Below are 19,908 nucleotides of genomic sequence, written 5' to 3'. Positions count from 1 at the left end.
TCAGTGCGCGACGGCGGCAGCCGCCGCTTCGTCGATCAGGCGGCCCGTGCGGAACCGTTCAAGCGTGAAGGGCGCGTTGATGGGATGCGGCTCATCACGCGCGATGGTGTGCGCGAAGACATTGCCGGAGCCCGGCGTCGCCTTGAAACCGCCGGTGCCCCAACCGCAGTTTACATACAGCCCTTTTACCGGTGTCTTGGCCAGAATGGGCGAACGATCCGGCGTCACGTCAACAATGCCGCCCCACGAGCGAAGCATCTTCATGCGCGTGAAAATGGGGAACATCTCGCAGATTGCGTCGAGCGTGTGGTTGATGATGTGCAGACCGCCAGTCTGCGAATAGGAGGTGTACTGGTCGGTGCCAGCGCCGATGACCAACTCGCCCTTGTCCGACTGTGAAATATAAGCATGTACCGTGTTCGACATCACGACGCACGGAAAGATCGGCTTGATTGGCTCGGAAACCAGCGCCTGCAGCGGATAGCTTTCCAGCGGCATGCGCACGCCAGCCATTTCCATAAGGACAGATGTGTGGCCCGCAGCAACGACGCCAACCTTCTTCGCGCCAATAAAGCCGCGCGACGTCTCGACGCCTAGCACATGGCCTTCCGGCGAGCGGCGAATGCCGGTCACTTCGCAATTCTGAATGATGTCGACACCGCGCGCATCCGCTCCGCGAGCATAGCCCCACGCAACGGCGTCATGGCGTGCAGTGCCGCCGCGCCGCTGCAGCGTTGCGCCGACGACCGGATAGCGTGCATTGCGCGAAATATTGAGTGGCGGGCAGAACTCCTTGGCCTCTTCAGGCGTCAGCCATTCGTTGTCGATGCCATTCAGCCGATTCGCATGAACGTGTCGCTTCAGCACCTGCACGTCATGCACATTGTGCGCCAGCATCATGACGCCGCGCGGCGAATACATGACGTTGTAGTTGAGATCCTGGCTCAGCCCATCCCAAAGCTTGAGCGCGTGATCGTAGATGCCCGCGCTTTCGTCATAGAGATAGTTCGAGCGGATAATGGTCGTGTTGCGGCCCGTATTGCCGCCGCCAAGCCAGCCCTTGTCGAGCACTGCAACATTGGTGATGCCGTGCTCCTTGGCGAGATAATAGGCAGTTGCCAGCCCATGACCGCCCGCACCAACGATGATGACGTCATAGCTGGCCTTTGGCTCTGGCGAGCGCCATTGCTGCTCCCAGCCCTTGTGCCCGCGCATGGCTTCACGGGCGATAGCGAAAGCTGAATATTTACGCATGGGTCAAGTGTCTCGCGTGGGCAGCGCCTATTAGCATTACAAACTGGTATCGACCAGCTTTGCACTGATTGCGACACGCTCAAGCCTTGCGGCGAAGCACCCCGATATTCGGCAGCAGGATCGTCAGCAAACCAAGCAGCGGCAAATAAGAGCAGATGCGGAATACATAGTCGATGCCCTGATGGTCTGCGACCACGCCGAGTACTGCTGCAGCAATGCCTCCCATGCCAAATGCGAAACCGAAGAATATGCCCGCAATCAACCCGACACGGCCCGGAACAAGCTCCTGTGCGAAAACGACGATAGCCGAAAATGCCGAAGACAGAATCAGGCCGATCAGAATCGACAGCACAATCGTCCACTCGTAATTCGCGTAGGGCATCGCAAGCGTGAACGGCAGAACGCCGAGAATCGAGAACCAGATCACAGCCTTCGGGCCGAAACGGTCGCCAAACATGCCGCCCAGCAGCGTGCCAACCGCGGACGCACCCAGGAAAGCGAACAGCATGATTTGCGACTGTTGTACGTCGACGCCAAACTTATGGATCACGTAGAATGTGTAGTAGCTGGCGATCGAAGCGATGTAGATATTCTTTGTGAACACCAAAAGCGTCAGCACGGTGAGCGCTATTGCGACGCGCCGCCTGGGCAGCATAACGGATACGCCACCAAGCGGCTTGCGTGTGGTGTCGGCGCGGTAGCGCGCATACCAATTGCTGACCTGCCAGAGAACGGTGATGCCGACGAGTGCACCCGCTGCAAACCACGCCACCGAATGTTGCCCAAACGGAACAACTATGAAAGCCGCCAGTAACGGTCCCATCGACTGGCCGAAATTGCCTCCGACCTGAAAAAGTGATTGCGCGAGCCCAAAACGCCCACCCGAAGCCAGACGGGCCACCCGCGAGGATTCGGGGTGGAACACAGCCGAGCCAATGCCGATCAGCATCGCGCCAACCAGCAGCAGCCAGTAATTTCCAGCATAGGCGAGCAGAATCAGGCCGATCAGCGATGAACACATGCCGTAGGGCAGGGAGTGAGGCATCGGTCGTTTGTCGGTTGCATAGCCGACGATGGGCTGCAGCAAAGAAGCCGTTACCTGAAACGCAAAGGTCAGCAGGCCGATTTGCCAGAAGTCGAGCTGATAATTGTCTTTAAGCAGCGGATAGAGTGCTGAAAGCAACGACTGCATGATGTCGTTGATCATGTGACCGAAACTTACGGCCAGAATGATAATGAACGCAGTTCCATGTGCTGAAACCACAGGTTTTTGCACCGCCGTATCGTTCACTTTTGCACCCGCCACGCAATAATTTGGCCCGCTGATACGCCTTTCATGCACATGTTCCAAGCGCAACCGCATGATGCAGAGCCGAAAATTCCACTGGCCAGTAGCGCGGCCAGCCATAAGTTCACCATAATCCGGGTTCCCTACGCGACAAACTAAAGAAGCGCACGCTAAAGGAGCGTCCGGAATGTCAATACGGCGGCTATCGCTTTCGAGCACAGCTTTGAGCCTGCTCGTTGCAAGCTACATCCTCCTTTTGCTCAACATCTCGTTTTGGAGAAAGGCGCTTGCCTATTTCGACGACGACTGGATGCATCTTGCAGAACTCGGCCTCATTCTGCTGCTGCTGCATTTCGTCGTGCTGCTTGCGTTTTCCTCACGATGGCTGACAAAGCCGGTATTCATTTTTTTCATCATGGCGGGCGCTGCCGCATCCTATTTCGTTGATGCGTACGGGGTAGTGATCGACCGCGATATGTTGCTGAATGCCGTCGTTACAACCAGCACCGAGGCGGGCCATCTGATTACACCCGCGCTTTTGAAACACATTGCTCTTTTCGGAGTGCTGCCGTCGCTTTTTGTTGCTTGGGTGGATGTCAAACACCTGCCGCTACGCAAAAAACTGCAAAGAAACACCGCGTTGATACTCGTTTCGCTTCTGGTCGCGGTCGCGGTTTTCGGTTTGCAATTCTCGACCTTCGCCTCAATGTGGCGCGAACAGCGTGTGGGCATGATGTCCAATCTTGTACCGGCAACGCCGTTGATTGGCGCCATCAGTCTCGGGGTGCGCCAATTCCGTGAAGTCGGCATCAAAGCCGAGCCCTACGGCACGGACGCACATCTGGGGTCGGTTATCTCCGCTTCGCCGAAGAAGGTGCTGACCGTAATCGTGGTTGGCGAAACGGCGCGAGCGATGAATTTCAGCCTCAACGGCTATCCGCGCGAAACCAACCCCGAGCTGCAAGCGCTTAACGCGCTTAATTTCACCAATGTCACGAGTTGCGGCACGGCCACGGCAGTTTCGCTGCCCTGCATGTTTTCGCACTTTGGCCGCGCGCAATACAGCAACATTCGCGGCCGAGGCTCAGAGAACCTGATGGATGTGCTGACGCATGCCGGCTTGCGCACGGAATGGTGGGAGAACAACACCGGGCCGAAGAATGTCGCGGATCGCATTCCGGTGGTTGAGTTTTATCACAAGACCGATCCAGCCTATTGCGCACAAGGCGAATGCCGCGATGACATTCTGGTCGACTATCTGCGCGACCATATCAGCTCTTTCGCTGACAACTCGGTGCTTGTCTTGCACACGGGCGGCAGCCACGGCCCGGCATATTATTTGCGCTATCCGCAATCATTCGAAAAGTTTACGCCCGCCTGCCATACGGCGCAGCTTTCTGATTGCACCACTGATGAGATCGTTAACGCATACGACAACACCATCCTTTTCACAGATCATGTGCTGGCCGGAGTTATCGACGTTCTAAAGCAGCAAGACGGGCTTGCGACAGCGATGATCTATATGTCCGATCACGGCGAATCGCTGGGCGAAAACGGCATCTATCTGCACGGCGCGCCGTACTTCATCGCCCCGAAGGAACAGACTTCCATCCCCATGATCGCATGGTTCTCGGACTCATATAAAGATGCGATGAGGCTTGATGAAAATTGCATACGCAACGAAGCTTCCAAGCCGTTTTCGCATGATAATCTCTTCTCGACCGTGCTTGGAATGATGGATGTAAATACCTCCGTATATCGTCCTGAGCAGGATGCGTTCGCGGCATGCCGAAATAAGGTCGTGTCTGCTCAATAATGGCTTCTGTGGGTAGCGACGTTAGCGCGGTCGCATCCTCTGCGTGCGGATGCTAAGAGCAGCCGCCATGAAAGTTGAAATCGATATGGGAACCGCGAGCGGAGCCAAAAGCGCGGCGCTCGATCTCGAAGAACTGCTTGCGACCCGCCTGCTGGTGCAGGGCAACTCGGGATCCGGCAAATCGCATCTTCTGCGCCGGTTGCTCGAACAGAGCGCACCGTGGGTGCAGCAATGCGTGATCGATCCCGAAGGTGATTTCGTCACACTCGGGGATCGTTTCGGCCATGTCGTTGTGGATGCGCAGCGTACGGAATCAGAGTTGACGCGCATTGCAGGGCGTATTCGCCAGCACCGCGTTTCGACAGTCCTCAATCTCGAAGGGCTTGATGTCGAGCAACAGATGCGCGCTGCCGCCGCCTTTCTTGGCGGGTTGTTCGATGCCGAGCGCGACCATTGGTATCCGGTGCTGGTGGTTGTCGATGAGGCGCAGCTTTTTGCGCCGGCCGCTGCGGGCGAAGTGTCCGACGAGGCGCGAAAGCTCTCGCTAGGTGCAATGACGAATTTGATGTGCCGTGGGCGAAAGCGCGGTCTTGCGGGTGTAATTGCAACGCAACGCCTGGCAAAGCTTGCAAAGAACGTTGCGGCGGAAGCCTCTAACTTCTTGATGGGGCGCACTTTTCTGGACATCGACATGGCGCGCGCGGCGGACCTGCTTGGCATGGACCGCAGGCAAGCGGAAATGTTCCGCGATCTCGCGCGCGGCAATTTCGTGGCGCTTGGTCCGGCGCTTTCGCGGCGTCCCCTGCCACTGGTCATCGGCCCAGTAGAGACTTCCGCGCGCTCATCCAGCCCGAAGCTCACGCCTTTGCCAGAAACACCGCAGGACGCTCACGACCTCATATTTATGCCTGGCGCGGATGAGCCTGTCCGGCCTGTTCGGCGTGATCCGCCACCGCCGGTATCGACGGCTGCGATTCTCGCGCAGCTCACCAAGCCCAAATTCGAAGTGCCGGTGCCGGAACAGCCGGTTTTCGCAATTATCGATGAGGCCGAGCGCGAAGCTGGCATCGAGACTGTGCTGCGCGAGATAATTGAAGACCCTGATGCGGGCTTCCGCTCTGATGCTGTGCTCTATCAGGATTTTCTGGTGCGTTGTCGCATTCGCAGGGTGCCGGGTGAGCCGTTAGCGCTCCCCGCGTTTCGCCGCAGGTTAGCGGTAGCGCGTGCGGGGGTGGCGCCCGACAGTGCTGGCGGTGATGCTTGGAATATTGCCCTTTCGCTCTCCGAAAATCTGCCGGACGATCTACAAGGTGTGTTCCTGCTGCTGGCGCGCGCGGCCGTTATGGGGGCGCCGACGCCGTCGAATGCTGCACTTGCGCGCGCATATGGCACGCATTCGGAACGCCGTGCGCAACGGCTTATCGCCTATTTCGAGGAAAAAGGGCTGGTTGTTCTGCGCACCGACTTCCACGGCAAGCGTATTCTCGCATTTCCCGACCTCGGTTGTGAGACGGCTCCTGCCGATCCGCTGGCTGACGACGGGGAAGGCACCGCTGCGGCAGCTGAGTAAATTCGCAACAAATCGTGGTGGCACCCTCGACATCGTTCGTTGATTCTGCTAATCCCCGCCGCAATTCGCGATGGAATGCTATCGCGGAGCCAAGGCTTATTCGCTTGGCTTTTGATTTTCACACCGGAAACACAGGATCGCCAGTGCAGGTACTAGTCCGCGATAACAATGTTGACCAGGCGCTTCGCGCTCTCAAGAAGAAGATGCAGCGCGAAGGTATCTTCCGCGAAATGAAGATGCGCGGTCACTATGAGAAGCCGTCCGAAAAGCGCGCCCGCGAAAAGGCTGAGGCCGTTCGCCGCGCTCGCAAGCTCGCTCGTAAGCGCGCTCAGCGTGAGGGCTTGGTGCCTGGTGGCGCTCGTCCGGCAGCTCCGGCTGGTGCTGCGGCACGTCCGGCGCGTTGATACGCCAAGTTTTCGTCTCTTTCACAGTATAGCGGCAAGGCGGGGGCGTGACAGCGCCGCCGCCTTTTGTTGCGTGCCATCCGGCAAGCAGATGGTTGGCGGTGGAAGAGAATTCTAAGGATTTGGGGATCGTTGCGATGAACCTGAAGCGAGCGAAATTCGATATGCCGGCTGCGCGTCTGGCCGCATTGCTGGTCCTCGGCTCAGTGGCCTTGTCAGCTTGCACATCCACATCTGCGGTGAGCGATCTCAATAATGTGGATCGCGCGCAGGGATCGAGCGAAAACATCTCGTCGCTGTCAGCGGTGGTGAATCGCAATCCTCAGGACCCCGAAGCGTACAATGTTCGTGGCTCCGCCTATGGCAAGGGTGGCCGGTATCGTGAAGCGCTCGCAGACTTTGACAAGGCCATTCAGCTCAATCCGCAATTCTATCAAGCCTATGCCAATCGCGCCCTGATCCAGCGCTATATGGGCAATCAGCAGGCGGCGATTGCGGACTACAGCCGCGCAATCCAGATCAATGCCAGCTATGATGCGGCCTATATCGGACGCGGCAATCTTTACCGACTTGCGGGCAACACGCAGGCTGCATTCAACGATTTCCAGAAGGCTATCCAGCTCGATACCACTGATCCGCGCGCCTATCATAATCGCGGATTGCTCTATCAAAGCCGCGGCCAGCATGCGCTTGCGATTGAGGATTTCTCGACTGCGATCTCGCTGTCGTCAGATTCGCCGGAGCCTTACAATGGGCGTGGGCTGTCCTATCTCGCAAACGGCCAGTTGGATAACGCGTTTGCCGACTTCAATACGTCGATCAAGCTGAATCCGAAAATCGCGGAGAGCTGGGCCAATCAGGCGCTTGTCTACGAAAAGCAGGGCGACAAAGCCAAGGCAGCGCGTTCCTACAAGGAAGCGAAGCGGCTTGACCCGAACTACAAGCCAGCAATTGACGGCTTGGCGCGAACAAGCGCCGGCGCATAAGCCCACTGCAATATTTTGTCAGATTTGTTGAGATTTCTTAACGGGAACCTCCTCATCACGTGCGCATTTCTCTGCGGTGAGCGCCATGGCGCTCTGAAAGGAGAGTTCATATGCGTACGAAACTAGCAATTTGGGGTCTGGCTGCCGGAATTTCCGCCTTTGCCATGCCGATGACGGCTCAGGCCCGCGGCGTTGAAATCGGCTGGCTGGATTGTGTCGTCGGCAAAGCCGGCCACATCGAGATTTTCCGCTCGGATCGTGATGTAAAATGCACTTACACGCCGATGGGCGGCTTGAGCCACCCGGAGCCCTATGTGGGTCGGATTGAAAAGTTCGGCCTGAATATTGGCGCTACCGGTCACAAGGTTATGCAATGGAAGGTGATGGCCGTCGGCAGCAATGCTTATGAACCCGGCTCGCTTTCAGGCCGCTATCTCGGCGTGAGCGCGGAAGCTACCGCTGCAGCAGGCGTTGGCGCAAATGTTCTCGGCGGCGGCTCCGATCAGAGCTTCTTGCTGCAGCCGATCAGTGTGCAGCAACAAGGCGGCTTGAACGTCGCGGCGAGCATCACGCGATTTACGCTGAGTTCCGGCGGCTACTAATAATTCCAGTCAAGGCCCGGCATTGTCCGGGCCTTCTTTTTTCGTGTGGATCGCGCAATGTAGCTTTCGCGCGAGTTGCTGCGCTTGATTCGGGGTAGGGAATATGCCGGGAAAGCTGGTCGTGCTGGCAGGTATGGTAATGGCTTTGTTGGCCGCTCCCGCGGAATCGAATGAAGCGGGTGTGGACCTTGGTTCGCTGGATTGTGCGATCGAGGCGGGCACCGGCTTTATTTTCGGCTCTACCAAAGATTTGCGCTGCACTTTTACACCGGCAAATCCAGAATTTCTGCCCGAAAGCTATTTTGGAACCGTCACCAAATATGGCCTCGACATTGGCTCGACACGCGAAACGGTGATGCGGTGGTTGGTGCTCGCGCCCAGCACGAACATTTATGCGCCCGGTGCGCTGGCCGGGAATTACATCGGCGCAAGTGCTGAGGTCACCGCAGGCATCGGCGCGGGAGCCAATGTGCTGGTTGGCGGTGCTGGACCGAGCTTCACTTTGCAGCCGGTGAGTTGGCAGACGCAGAAGGGTATGAACCTCGCCGTTGGCGTCAGTCAGTTCGAGCTTCGCAGCATAAACAACTGAAACAGTCTCAACTGCAATATCTCCGTGGATTACTGACGCGAGCTAAAGCTCGTGGCACAGATGGTGTTCGAACTTTCTCAGGTATGGCCAATGGCGCAACCGGCATCTGAACGCGTGGACTGGCGGGATTTGTGGACCAATGGCGACCTCGCGCGCTTTTGTTTCATCAGCCTTGGTATCCTGCTCCACGCCACGAACGAAACGATGGTTGCGACCGTCATGCCCGCTATGGTGAGCGAGCTATCCGGCGTCGAGTTGATCGGCTGGTCGCTTGCGATCTACGAGCTTGGGGCAATTGTTTCCGGCGCAGCCGCGGGCCGCCTCGTTTCCTATGTTTCCTTGCGAACCAACATGGTTGCGGCGGCGGTCATCTTCGCCATCGGCGCACTGATCTGCGCAACCGCGATTTCAATGCCGATGTTTCTGGTTGGGCGGCTGATCGAAGGTGTTGGTGGCGGGGCACTCGTTTCGCTGGCTTTCGTGACTGTCGAGCGGCTGTTTCCAGCGCGGATCTGGCCGCAGCTCTTTGGAATAATTTCCGCCATCTGGGGCGTTTCGGCGTTCAGCGGCCCGTTGATTGGTGCGGCTATTGTGCATTTTCTCTCGTGGCGCTGGGCGTTCGGCATATTTACCCTGATCGCTCTTGGAATGGCTCTGGCCTGCAATCTGGTGCTGAACTCACCGGAGGCGCGCCGCCGCGTGCCATCGCTGGAAGCCTTGCCACCATTTCCTTATGCGGCGCTGGCGGTGCTCGGCGTCGCGGTTCTTTTTATTGCCAGTGCCGGTGTGAATATCGAACTGTTGCGGTCAACGGTTTTGCTCGCGCTTGGGCTGCTTGGTCTTGTCGCCTTCTTTCAACTCGACAGAAGGAACGCTCGCACCCATCTGTTTCCATCCCGCATGTTCGATGCGCGCACGACGCTGGGGCGCGGAATGATCATGGTGGGAGCATTCTCGGTTTCGACCTGTTCGCTGGCCATTTATGGTCCGCTCTTGTTGACCACGCTGCATGGCGTCTCGCTGCTGATGACCGGCTTCGTCATCGCGAGTGAAGCGATTGCCTGGTCGGTCATGTCGATGCTGGTTGCAAATGCAGGGCCGCGGCGCGAGCCGTTTTTAATCTTCACCGGCGCGCTGATGATCACCGCTGGAATTGCCGGTTTCGCATTTGCGATTCCAAACGGCTCGCTGGCGCTGGTCCTCGGCTGCGCGATATTGCAGGGCGGAGGTTTCGGCATTGCATGGCCGTTCTTCACGCGTATCATCGTTTCGTCAGCTGCGCCGACGGAGCGAACCATCGCGGCATCAGCGGTGCCGACATTGCAGCGCATCGGCTATGCAGCCGGCTCTGCGCTTGCCGGCATCGTGGCCAATGTCGCGGGATTTTCGATTGGGTTGGATCGCGAAACAGCGGCGGCGGTGGCCCCGGTCGTGTTTCTGGCGTTCCTGCCGCTTGCCTTTGTAGGCGTTTCGATGGCCGTGGCGTTGGTTGCGTCGCTGCCGAGAGACAAGTCTGCCTAACAAAAACGCGGCGTTGCCGCCGCGCTTTGAAAGCTCAGTGATCCATCGCCTTGACGATGTCTTCGGTCATCTTCTTTGCATCGCCGAGCAGCATCATCGTGCCGTCCTTGTAGAACAGCGTGTTGTCGATACCAGCGTAGCCGGAGCCGAGTGATCGCTTCACGAACAGGCAGGTGCGCGCCTTGTCCACGTCGAGGATCGGCATGCCATAGATCGGCGAGGACTTGTCGTCGCGTGCTGCCGGATTGGTCACGTCGTTCGCGCCGATGACATAGGCGACGTCTGCCTGTGCAAACTCCGAATTGATATCCTCAAGCTCGAACACTTCATCATAAGGCACGTTCGCTTCGGCCAGCAGCACATTCATGTGGCCGGGCATGCGGCCCGCAACAGGATGAATTGCGTACTTCACCTCAACGCCATTGGCTTTCAGCTTATCCGCCAGTTCGCGCAGCGCATGCTGCGCCTGCGCGACCGCCATGCCGTAGCCCGGCACGATGATAACCTTCTGCGCATTCATCATGAGATAGGCCGCGTCGTCAGCAGCACCCGTTTTCACCGTGCGCTGCACGCCGTCGTCAACAGCAGCGGCAGTCTCACCGCCGAAGCCACCGAGGATCACCGAGATAAAGGAGCGGTTCATGCCCTTGCACATGATGTAAGACAGGATCGCACCCGACGAGCCGACCAGAGCACCGGTAATAATGAGCGCCAGATTGCCGAGGGTGAAGCCGAGAGCTGCTGCGGCCCAGCCCGAATAGGAGTTCAGCATCGATACGACGACGGGCATATCCGCACCACCGATCGGGATGATGAGAAGAACGCCAAGCGCCAGCGAAACCAGCACGATCAGCCAGAAGATGAATGTGCTCTCGACGGAAACAAGCATCACGATCAACACAACCAGTGCTGCCGCCAAAGCCAGATTCACCATATGGCGCATGGGGAGGAGGATCGGCTTGCCGGACATGCGACCATCCAGCTTCAGGAAGGCGATAACGGAACCAGTGAAGGTGATCGCGCCGATGGCAACGCCGAGCGACATTTCGACAAGCGCCTGCGCGTGAATGTGTCCATTGTCGATAATGCCGAAACTGTCGGGCGAATACATGGCCGCAGCCGCGATCATCACGGCGGCGAGGCCAACCAGCGAGTGGAAGGCGGCGACCAGCTGCGGCATCGAAGTCATGGCAATGCGCCGCGCAACCACCGCACCGACCGTGCCGCCAATAGCCAGTCCGACCACAATGAGCACCAGGCCTTCAAAAGAGGGGAGCGCCAGAAGCAGCGTGGTCACGATGGCGATACCCATGCCGATCATGCCGTAGAAATTGCCCTGGCGGCTGGTTGTCGGATGCGACAGGCCACGCAATGCCAGAATGAACAGGATGCCTGAAATCAGATACAGGAAGGAGGCAATGTTTGCGGACACTTTACTTGTCCTTTTTCTTGTACATGGCGAGCATGCGCTGGGTCACGAGAAAGCCGCCGAAAATATTGACTGAGGCGAGCACGAGCGCGATGAAGCCGAAACCCGTTGCCACGCCGGAAGCTGAGATGCCCACTGCCAGCAGTGCGCCAACCACGATCACCGACGAAATTGCGTTGGTGACAGCCATCAGCGGCGTGTGCAGCGCGGGCGTGACCGACCACACAACGTAGTAGCCAACAAAGATCGCCAGCACGAAGATGGCGAAGCGGAACACGAACGGATCGACCACGCCGCCTGATACAGCGTGGGCTGCCTGACCGGCGGCGTCAGCAACGCCGGGCGAAGTCACGACACTATGCGCAGCTTCGCGAACGGCGAAAATCGCCTGATCGAGCTGTTGAAGAGCATTGTCCAACTCGTTCATCACGCATCCCCCTTCTTCTTCGCGGGTGCCTTTTTCTGCGTTGCTTTAGGTGCCACTGTCGGTGTGGCAGGCTTGGTTGCAACTTTTGTCGGCTCCGCAGCCTTGGCAAATTGGGGATGCACCACCGCGCCACCGTCGGTCAGCATCGTCGCCTTCACCAATTCGTCGTCGCGATTGATCTTCAGCGCTTTCGCTTCCTTGTCGATCATCGTTTCAAGGAAGGCGAACAGGTTCTTGGCGTAAAGTAGCGAGGCGGATGCCGCCACACGGCCTGGAACATTGAGGTGGCCGACGATCTTTACCCCATTGGCAGTTGTTACGACCTTGCCGGGCACTGCGCCGTCGACATTACCGCCGCGCTCTACCGCCAGATCGACGATCACCGAGCCGGGGCGCATAGAGGCTACCATCGCAGCAGATATGAGCTTGGGAGCAGGACGGCCCGGAATGAGCGCGGTCGTGATAACGATGTCCTGCTTGGCGATGTGGTCAGCGGTCAGCGCGGCCTGCTTGGCCTGATATTCCTTGGACATTTCCTTGGCATATCCGCCAGCAGTCTCGGCCTGCTTGAACTCTTCATCCTCAACCGCGATGAATTTCGCGCCGAGCGAGGCAACCTGTTCCTTCACGGCCGGGCGCACATCCGTTGCGGTCACAACAGCGCCGAGGCGGCGTGCCGTTGCGATTGCCTGCAGGCCCGCAACGCCTACGCCCATGATGAACGTCTTTGCAGCTGGAACCGTGCCGGCGGCGGTCATCATCATCGGGAGCGCACGGTCATATTCATATGCCGCGTCTATCACCGCCTGATAGCCTGCGAGGTTTGCCTGCGAGGACAAAACGTCCATCACCTGCGCACGTGTGATGCGCGGCATCAGTTCCATCGCGAAGCCGGTAACACCTGCTTTGGCCATTGCTGCCAGCGCGGCGTCATTGCCGTATGGGTCCATAATGGCGAGAACTGCTGCGCCCGATTTGTAGCCTTTCAGTTCGGCTTCGCTTGGACGTCGCACTTTCAGCACGACATCGGCCTTGGCTGCATCTGCAGCCTTGCCAATCCTCGCTCCGGCCTTTGTGAAATCTTCGTCGATAATGCGCGAGCCAGCGCCAGCGCCGGTTTCGACAACCACATCGAAACCGAAACCCACCAGACGCTTGACTGTGTCTGGAGAAGCGGCAACGCGCTGCTCGTTCGCATCAGTCTCACGCGGGATGAAGATTGTTTGTCCCACCGCATCCACCTCTTTGCATAGCGCGCCCCTGCCTGCGGCGCACTTGGACGGGCCGCGACCGTGGCGGGAATTCCTATAAGGATTAACGCAGCAGGAAGCCGCCGACGAGGCAGATCAGTGCGAACAGAATGACACTGGAGATCACGCCTGCGCTTGTGAAAAAGCCGAAAGCCATCGCCACCATGAGCGCAGCGCAAACCAGCGTTCCGTACTTAGCCAGGCCAAGGAACATATGGTATGTTTTGTCGTGCTCGGAATAGTCCATCGCTGCGCCGACTTCGACAGGCCCGCTCGGTGAATGATCTGCCATGGGAAACCCCTCCATAAACTGTTAGTGCCCAATTAGCGAAAAGGGCGGCGCAGGGCAATGGCACCTTTGCCATCTATTGCGTTGAAACGCTTTATTGTCGCGCCTATCCGCAGCTTCTATCGAATCCGCTTTAGAATTGCGTCGCGCAGCATGATTGCAGCGGCCGAAAGCGTGCGGTTTCTGGCTGTGATCAGGCTGTAAGGCTGCACCTCTATTTCGAAGGCCAGCGGTACCACATCTATCGCGCCGCCCAAGCTTTGCCGAATAAATCGAGCGACGTCGATGGACACGGCGGCTATCGCATCTGACTGCGCGACCATCACAAGTGTCAGCAGCAGCGAACTTGTGTTCAGGATTCGCTCTGGCAGCGGCACATCGTGCCTGATAAAATGCTGTTCGACAGTGCGGCGTAGCAGAGAGCCGGAAGGCTGCAGAACCCAATCGAACGCGGCTGTTTTTTCCAGCGGCACCTTCCGCGCACCAAGAACCGGATGGCCGCGTCTGGCGATCAGGCATGCTTTTTCAATGCCGATAACACGCGACTCGAACAGACGCGGATTCAGGTCTTCCGGGATGCGCGCGATTATGAGGTCATGCCGCGAGGCAAGCAGTTCGCGCGCAAGCACGTTGCTTGTCTCTACCTGTATCGAAATTTCCAGCCGTGGATGGCGGGCACGCAACTCGCGAATCGCGGGAACCGCAAGATCAATAGCGGGTGCGGTCACTGCGCCGATGTTGACCGTGCCGCCCGTTCCAGATCGTAGATCCGAGATTTCACGGTCAGCCTCGCGCAATTCCAGCAGAATCGACCGCGCTCGGCGCGCCAGTGCCTGACCGTATGGCGTAAGGCGCACGCCGCGCGGCAGACGTTCGAGCAACCGCGCCCCAGCGATCTGCTCCATTTCAGCGATGGTGCGGGAGGCTGCGGGTTGCGATACGTTCATCGTTTCCGCCGCCGCGCTCACCGAGCCGTGTTCATCGAGCGCCACGATCATACGCAGATGCGTGAATTTGAGCCCGCCCCGAAGCATCGAGTCATGCGCCGCTGCGCCTCGCGGTGCGGCTTTTGTCTGCTCTTCCATCGCGTACCCTCTCGCGGAGCAAAGATTTTTGCCATATCGAAACTGTTATGGCAAACCCTCTCAATTGCATTTGACTTGTATGGCGGTCGGTTCCAAGTTCGCGGCAGGTTGGAGCGGGGTATCCGTTTCGAGCTGCTGCGGGCTCTGGAGGAGCGAACGGCCTGCGGTTTGTGGAGGCTACCAGACATCTAGGCTTGCGGCGCCCAGTTGCGATCTGAGGCGTGCCGGGATGTACGGTTGCGCGGTTTTCAGCGCTTTTCAGGGAGAAGCAAAAGTGAAGTTCACCAGAAGACTCGTTCTCGCCGCAACGGCTGCCGGTTTCGCGGCCTTTGCCATGCCCGTGCACGCACAGGAAAAAGGCCTCGTCGGCATCGCTATGCCGACCAAGTCGTCCCTGCGCTGGATCAGCGACGGCGACAGCCTGAAGGCTGCGCTTGAAGCCAAGGGCTATACCGTCGATCTGCAATACGCGGAAGACGACATTCCGAACCAGCTTGCCCAGATCGAGAATATGGTCACCAAAGACGCCAAGGCGCTCGTGATTGCTTCGATCGACGGCACCACGCTTTCGGCAGTGTTGCAGCAGGCCGCCGACAAGGGCGTCAAGGTGGTGGCTTATGACCGCCTGATCCGCGACAGCCCGAACGTCGATTATTACACCACCTTCGACAACTTCAAGGTTGGCGTGCTTCAGGCAGAATCGCTGCTCAAGGGGCTCGGCTACCCTGAGAAGCAGGGTCCGTTCAACATTGAACTGTTCGGCGGTTCGCCAGACGATAACAACGCGTTCTTCTTCTATGATGGCGCGATGTCTGTTCTCCAGCCGCTCATCGACAAGGGCGTCCTCGTCGTGAAGTCCGGTCAGATGGGCATGGAGAAAGTCGGCACGCTGCGCTGGGACGCTGCTGTTGCACAGGCACGCATGGATAACATCCTGTCGGCCAACTACTCGGACGGCAGCCGCGTTGATGCGGTTCTGGCTCCATATGACGGTCTATCACGCGGCATCATTTCGTCGCTGCGCGGCGTTGGTTATGGCAGCGCAGATCAGCCTTGGCCGATCATTTCCGGTCAGGATGCGGAAGTTCCGTCTGTGAAGGCGATCATCGCCGGCGAACAGTATTCGACCGTGTTCAAGGACACGCGCGAACTGGCAAAAGTCACGGGTAATCTGGTCGATGCGGTGCTTTCCGGCGGTCAGCCTGAAATCAACGACACCAAGACCTACAACAACGGCAACAAGGTTGTTCCTTCGTATCTCCTTGAGCCGGTTTCCGTCGACAAGACGAACTACGAGAAGATCCTCGTGACCGACTCGGGCTATATCAAGGCCGAAGACCTCAAGTAAAATCGACAAGGGCGGAGGGCCGCAGGGCCTTCCGCCTTCGTTCATCCTTGAGTAGCGTAGAGGTGCGGATATTGTTTGTTCCGCGTCCAGGGAGGCCCTGATGAGCGACTACATTCTTGAGATGCGGGGCATCACCAAGGTGTTTCCCGGCGTGAAGGCTCTGGAGAACGTCAATCTCAAGGTGAGGCGGGGCGATATTCACGCCATTTGCGGCGAGAATGGCGCAGGCAAATCCACGCTGATGAAAGTGCTTTCAGGCGTGTATCCCTACGGCACTTACGATGGCGAAATTTACTACGAAGGCAAGGAATGCCGATTTACCGGCATCCACGATTCCGAAAAACTCGGCATCGTCATCATTCATCAGGAACTGGCGCTGGTTCCGATGCTTTCGATTGCCGAGAACATGTTTCTGGGAAACGAGCAGGCAACCGGTGGCATGATCAATTGGAGCGTGACGCGCAAGCGCGCACACGATCTGCTGCGCAAGGTGGGCTTGCGGGAAGACCCGGATACGCTCGTCACAAATATCGGCACGGGCAAACAGCAATTGGTCGAGATCGCCAAGGCGCTGGCCAAGGACGTGAAGCTGCTAATTCTGGACGAACCTACGGCGTCCCTGTCGGAGCGTGACAGTCAAGCGCTGCTGGACCTGCTGCTGGAATTCAAAACGCAGGGCATGACCTCGATCATGATCTCGCACAAGCTGAACGAGATCAAACGCGTCGCAGATCAGATCACCGTTATCCGCGACGGCCAATCCATCGAAACGATGGAGCGCGAGGACGTTACGGAAGACCGTATCGTAACCTCGATGGTGGGCCGCACCCTTGAAAATCGTTATCCGCACCGGACGCCGAAGATCGGCGAGACGATGTTCGAGTTGAAGAACTGGTCCGTTCACCACCCTATTCACCCTGAGCGCCAGATCATCAAGAACGTCAATCTGACCGTTCGAAAAGGCGAGGTGGTGGGCATTGCGGGATTGATGGGCGCCGGTCGCACAGAACTTGCAATGAGCGTTTTTGGACGCACCTATGGCGTCAACATTACCGGTGAAGTTTTCCTGCACGGCAAGAAGGCCGATACGTCAACCGTGGGCAAAGCCGTCAAGGCAGGGTTGGCCTACGCCACTGAAGACCGCAAGGTTTATGGTCTCAATCTGATCGACCACATCAAGCACAATGTTACCATCGCGAACCTGCCGGGCGTTTCGTCCAAAGCCGGCGTTATCGATGATATGCACGAACTTAAGGTCGCGAATGAATATCGGCGGAAGACGAATATCCGCTCCTCATCGGTTTATCAGATCACGGGCAATCTTTCCGGCGGCAACCAGCAGAAGGTTGTTCTGTCGAAATGGCTGTTCGCAGACCCGGATGTGCTGATCCTCGATGAGCCGACGCGCGGCATTGATGTCGGCGCCAAATATGAAATCTATACGATCATCAATCAGCTTGCCAGCGACGGCAAAGGCATCATGATCATTTCGTCCGAGATGCCGGAATTGCTCGGCATTTGTGATCGTATCTATGTTTTGAATGAAGGCCGCATCGTCGGAGAGATGGAAGCAGCCGAAGCCAGTCAAGAAAAAATCATGCGGGCAATCGTGCGCGGTCACGCGCGGGAGGAACAGTTGGAGGCAGCATCATGACGACCGAAACCGCAACTCCCACTGTCAATGCCGCAAAGGCCTCGGCGCGCGATGCGATCAAGGCCAATGTGCGCGAATACGGCCTGATCATCGCGCTCATCGCGATCATGATCTTTTTCCAGATCATGACCAAGGGCGTGCTTTTCTATCCAGTCAATCTGACCAATATCGTCCTGCAGAACTCCTACATCATCGTCATGGCGCTCGGCATGTTGCTGGTCATCGTGGCCGGGCATATCGATTTGTCGGTCGGATCGGTCGCGGGCTTCATCGGCGGCGCTGCCGCCGTTCTCATGGTGGATTACGGGTTCAATCCGTTCATCGCCGCGGTGCTTTGTATTGCGCTCGGGGCGGTGATTGGCGGCGTTCAAGGCTATTTCGTCGCCTATATGAAGATTCCATCCTTCATTGTGACGCTGGCTGGCATGTTGGTCTTTAAAGGCTTGCTGCTATGGCTGCTTAGTGGACGCTCGCTCGGCCCGTTCCCGGTCGAGTTCCAGATGCTGTCTGCAGGCTTTATTCCTGATTTCATCGGCCCGTGGACATTGGTTGCGCCGACGCTCAACGCCAATGGCGGACCGACGCCCGGAACCGGAATTGTCCTGCACGCGACCACGCTATTGATCGGCATAATCATCGTTGCGCTGATGCTTTTCTTCGCTCTGAAAAGCCGCCGCAATCGCGAAAGCCACGGCTACGAGGCCGAACCGTTCGGCTTCTTCATCGTCAAGAACGTCGTGATGGCCGCTATCATCATGTTCCTGATGTACAAGTTCGCTTCGTATAAGGGTCTGCCGAACGTGCTGATCGTTATGGCAATCCTGATCGCGGGCTTTGTGTTCCTCACCAAGCGAATGACCTTCGGGCGACGCATTTATGCGATGGGTGGCAACATAAAGGCTGCCGCGCTTTCGGGTATCATGACCGAACGCCTGACGTTCTACATCTTCTCAATCATGGGTGCGCTGGCCGGGCTGGCGGGCCTCATATACGCCGCCCGTCTCAATCAGGCGACGCCGAAAGCCGGTCTCGGCATGGAGCTTGACGTTATCGCTGCCGTGTTCGTCGGTGGCGCGTCGGCCATGGGTGGCATTGGCGAGGTGGCGGGCGCTGTCATTGGTGCGTTCATCATGGGTGTGATGAACAACGGCATGGGCATTATGGGCATCAACATCGACTGGCAGCAGGTCATCAAGGGGCTGGTGCTGCTCGGTGCTGTTGCCTTCGACCTCTACAATAAGAAGAAGGCGTAAGCGCCCCGGTAGTAGGACGCCGCGACGCAGCGCACCGCGCGTAAACGAGGCGGCGACCGATAGGTGAATTGAAGAACTCCAGACGCGGCGGCACCTCCGACGCGAACGAGAGAGCTTTGTCCGACGTGTGCGGCAGGGAGGATGTTGTGCTGATTTCACAGATTATCGAGGGTGACGCTCTCCGGGTCGCCGTTCGCATCGACGGAAAAGCGCGCATCCTCAATGGCGAGCGCACCGTCTATTCACTCGCACTGGAAGCGGCACGCACCGGCAGCGGATTGGTCGAACTTGTGGAGCGCATCGGTATGGGTCGCACTGTCGATCTCGACGCTGCTTACAGGGAAGGGCGCATTGCCTCGCCGATAAGCCACCCCGACCCGACGCATATGCATATCACCGGCACCGGCCTGACCCATCTTGGCTCTGCAGCCACGCGGGATTCCATGCACAAAGCGGCAGCAAATGACGATGTGGCGCAACTCACGGACTCCATGAAAATGTTCCGCATGGGGCTTGAGGGTGGCAAGCCTGCAAAAGGCAAACTCGGCGTTCAGCCCGAATGGTTTTACAAGGGCAACGGTTTCATGGCGGTCGCGCCGGGTGCGCCGCTTGTTTCTCCGGCCTTTGCCGAGGATGCGGGCGAGGAGCCGGAAATCGCGGGCATTTACATAATTGGTGACGACGGAATGCCGTTCCGTGTCGGCTTCGCGCTGGCTAATGAATTTTCCGACCACATCACCGAGCGTGGCAACTATCTCTGGCTCGCGCATTCCAAGCTGCGCAACGCGTCATTCGGTCCAGAAATTCTCGTCGGCGACCTGCCGGAAAATGTCGAAGGTGTCTCGCGCATCCGACGGGATGGCAAAGTGGCGTGGCAGAAACCTTTTCTTTCAGGAGAGGCGAACATGTCCCATTCCATCGCCAACCTGGAGCATCATCATTTCAAATATCCGATGTTCCGGCGGCCGGGCGACATTCACGTCCATATGTTCGGCACCGCAACGCTTTCTTTCGCGGATGGCGTGCGAACGCAGGCGGACGATGTGTTCGAGATTGAAGCGCCGGATTTCGGCCTGCCACTCCGCAATACCCTCAAGCTTGATGCGCCAACGCCTGTTTCCGTCCGGGTGCTTTAAGGCTACT

The 19,908-nt window shown here is 57.9% G+C and carries 18 protein-coding genes; 11 read left to right on the top strand and 7 right to left on the bottom strand.

Going from position 1 to position 19,908, the window contains the following annotated elements; all coding sequences use genetic code 11:
• Positions 1-1,254, bottom strand: coding sequence for a sarcosine oxidase subunit beta (locus DY251_RS13730; RefSeq protein WP_116624486.1), 1,254 nt, complete (start codon positions 1,252-1,254; stop codon positions 1-3).
• A 79-nt stretch (positions 1,255-1,333) separates the two neighbouring features.
• Positions 1,334-2,662, bottom strand: a complete 1,329-nt coding sequence (locus tag DY251_RS13725) for an MFS transporter (RefSeq protein ID WP_245415963.1) — start codon at positions 2,660-2,662, stop codon at positions 1,334-1,336.
• Positions 2,663-2,729: 67 nt separating this feature from the next.
• Here DY251_RS13725 and DY251_RS13720 point away from each other — a divergent pair, with 67 nt between their 5' ends.
• The 7 genes from DY251_RS13720 (at position 2,730) to DY251_RS13690 (ending at position 10,030) form a co-directional block, all read left to right on the top strand.
• The gene (locus DY251_RS13720; protein ID WP_116624484.1) at positions 2,730-4,358 is read left to right on the top strand and encodes a phosphoethanolamine transferase; all 1,629 of its coding nucleotides are present in this window, start codon (positions 2,730-2,732) and stop codon (positions 4,356-4,358) included.
• 67 nt (positions 4,359-4,425) lie between these two features.
• Complete coding sequence (locus tag DY251_RS13715) at positions 4,426-5,928, top strand: helicase HerA domain-containing protein (RefSeq protein ID WP_116624483.1); 1,503 nt, start codon at positions 4,426-4,428, stop codon at positions 5,926-5,928.
• Between the two features lie 143 nt (positions 5,929-6,071).
• Positions 6,072-6,332: a 30S ribosomal protein S21 gene (gene rpsU / locus DY251_RS13710; protein WP_116624597.1), complete on the top strand. Its 261-nt coding sequence runs from the start codon at positions 6,072-6,074 to the stop codon at positions 6,330-6,332.
• 137 nt (positions 6,333-6,469) lie between these two features.
• Positions 6,470-7,318, top strand: a complete 849-nt coding sequence (locus DY251_RS13705) for a tetratricopeptide repeat protein (protein ID WP_116624482.1) — start codon at positions 6,470-6,472, stop codon at positions 7,316-7,318.
• 110 nt (positions 7,319-7,428) lie between these two features.
• Positions 7,429-7,920: a DUF992 domain-containing protein gene (locus tag DY251_RS13700; RefSeq protein WP_116624481.1), complete on the top strand. Its 492-nt coding sequence runs from the start codon at positions 7,429-7,431 to the stop codon at positions 7,918-7,920.
• Between the two features lie 133 nt (positions 7,921-8,053).
• Positions 8,054-8,509 carry a DUF992 domain-containing protein gene (locus tag DY251_RS13695; RefSeq protein ID WP_425373302.1) on the top strand — a complete coding sequence of 152 codons (456 nt, stop codon included), beginning with the start codon at positions 8,054-8,056 and terminating at the stop codon, positions 8,507-8,509.
• A gap of 90 nt (positions 8,510-8,599) precedes the next feature.
• Positions 8,600-10,030 carry an MFS transporter gene (locus DY251_RS13690; RefSeq protein WP_116624479.1) on the top strand — a complete coding sequence of 477 codons (1,431 nt, stop codon included), beginning with the start codon at positions 8,600-8,602 and terminating at the stop codon, positions 10,028-10,030.
• Positions 10,031-10,064: 34 nt separating this feature from the next.
• Here the strand turns inward: DY251_RS13690 and DY251_RS13685 are convergent, their stop codons facing one another.
• From DY251_RS13685 to DY251_RS13665, 5 genes are all read right to left on the bottom strand, one after another.
• Positions 10,065-11,462, bottom strand: a complete 1,398-nt coding sequence (locus DY251_RS13685; RefSeq protein WP_116624478.1) for an NAD(P)(+) transhydrogenase (Re/Si-specific) subunit beta — start codon at positions 11,460-11,462, stop codon at positions 10,065-10,067.
• A 1-nt stretch (position 11,463) separates the two neighbouring features.
• Positions 11,464-11,886, bottom strand: a complete 423-nt coding sequence (locus DY251_RS13680) for a proton-translocating transhydrogenase family protein (RefSeq protein ID WP_170971337.1) — start codon at positions 11,884-11,886, stop codon at positions 11,464-11,466.
• The gene (locus tag DY251_RS13675) at positions 11,886-13,118 is read right to left on the bottom strand and encodes a Re/Si-specific NAD(P)(+) transhydrogenase subunit alpha (RefSeq protein WP_116624596.1); all 1,233 of its coding nucleotides are present in this window, start codon (positions 13,116-13,118) and stop codon (positions 11,886-11,888) included. Before DY251_RS13675 ends, DY251_RS13680 begins: the two co-directional genes overlap by 1 nt.
• 82 nt (positions 13,119-13,200) lie before the next feature.
• The gene (locus tag DY251_RS13670) at positions 13,201-13,428 is read right to left on the bottom strand and encodes an aa3-type cytochrome c oxidase subunit IV (protein ID WP_116624476.1); all 228 of its coding nucleotides are present in this window, start codon (positions 13,426-13,428) and stop codon (positions 13,201-13,203) included.
• A 116-nt stretch (positions 13,429-13,544) separates the two neighbouring features.
• Positions 13,545-14,510 carry a LysR family transcriptional regulator gene (locus tag DY251_RS13665; protein WP_116624475.1) on the bottom strand — a complete coding sequence of 322 codons (966 nt, stop codon included), beginning with the start codon at positions 14,508-14,510 and terminating at the stop codon, positions 13,545-13,547.
• A 334-nt stretch (positions 14,511-14,844) separates the two neighbouring features.
• On the opposite strand from DY251_RS13665, the gene chvE reads away from it, so the two are divergent.
• The 4 genes from chvE to araD1 all read left to right on the top strand — a co-directional run bounded on the left by chvE (position 14,845) and on the right by araD1 (position 19,901).
• On the top strand, positions 14,845-15,858 hold the full coding sequence (chvE, locus tag DY251_RS13660; protein ID WP_245415969.1) for a multiple monosaccharide ABC transporter substrate-binding protein: 1,014 nt from the start codon (positions 14,845-14,847) through the stop codon (positions 15,856-15,858).
• Between the two features lie 100 nt (positions 15,859-15,958).
• Positions 15,959-17,512: a multiple monosaccharide ABC transporter ATP-binding protein gene (gene mmsA / locus DY251_RS13655; protein WP_116624473.1), complete on the top strand. Its 1,554-nt coding sequence runs from the start codon at positions 15,959-15,961 to the stop codon at positions 17,510-17,512.
• Positions 17,509-18,765, top strand: coding sequence for a multiple monosaccharide ABC transporter permease (gene mmsB / locus DY251_RS13650; RefSeq protein ID WP_116624472.1), 1,257 nt, complete (start codon positions 17,509-17,511; stop codon positions 18,763-18,765). The genes mmsA and mmsB overlap by 4 nt, the downstream gene beginning before the upstream one ends.
• 146 nt (positions 18,766-18,911) lie before the next feature.
• Positions 18,912-19,901 carry an AraD1 family protein gene (gene araD1, locus DY251_RS13645; protein ID WP_116624471.1) on the top strand — a complete coding sequence of 330 codons (990 nt, stop codon included), beginning with the start codon at positions 18,912-18,914 and terminating at the stop codon, positions 19,899-19,901.
• Positions 19,902-19,908: the final 7 nt, after the last annotated feature.

Source organism: Mesorhizobium denitrificans (assembly GCF_003403035.1).
Classification (GTDB): Bacteria; Pseudomonadota; Alphaproteobacteria; order Rhizobiales; family Rhizobiaceae; genus Mesorhizobium_G; species Mesorhizobium_G denitrificans.
Note: the sequence above shows the minus strand (reverse complement) of the source record. Positions and strands in the feature narration are given on the sequence as shown.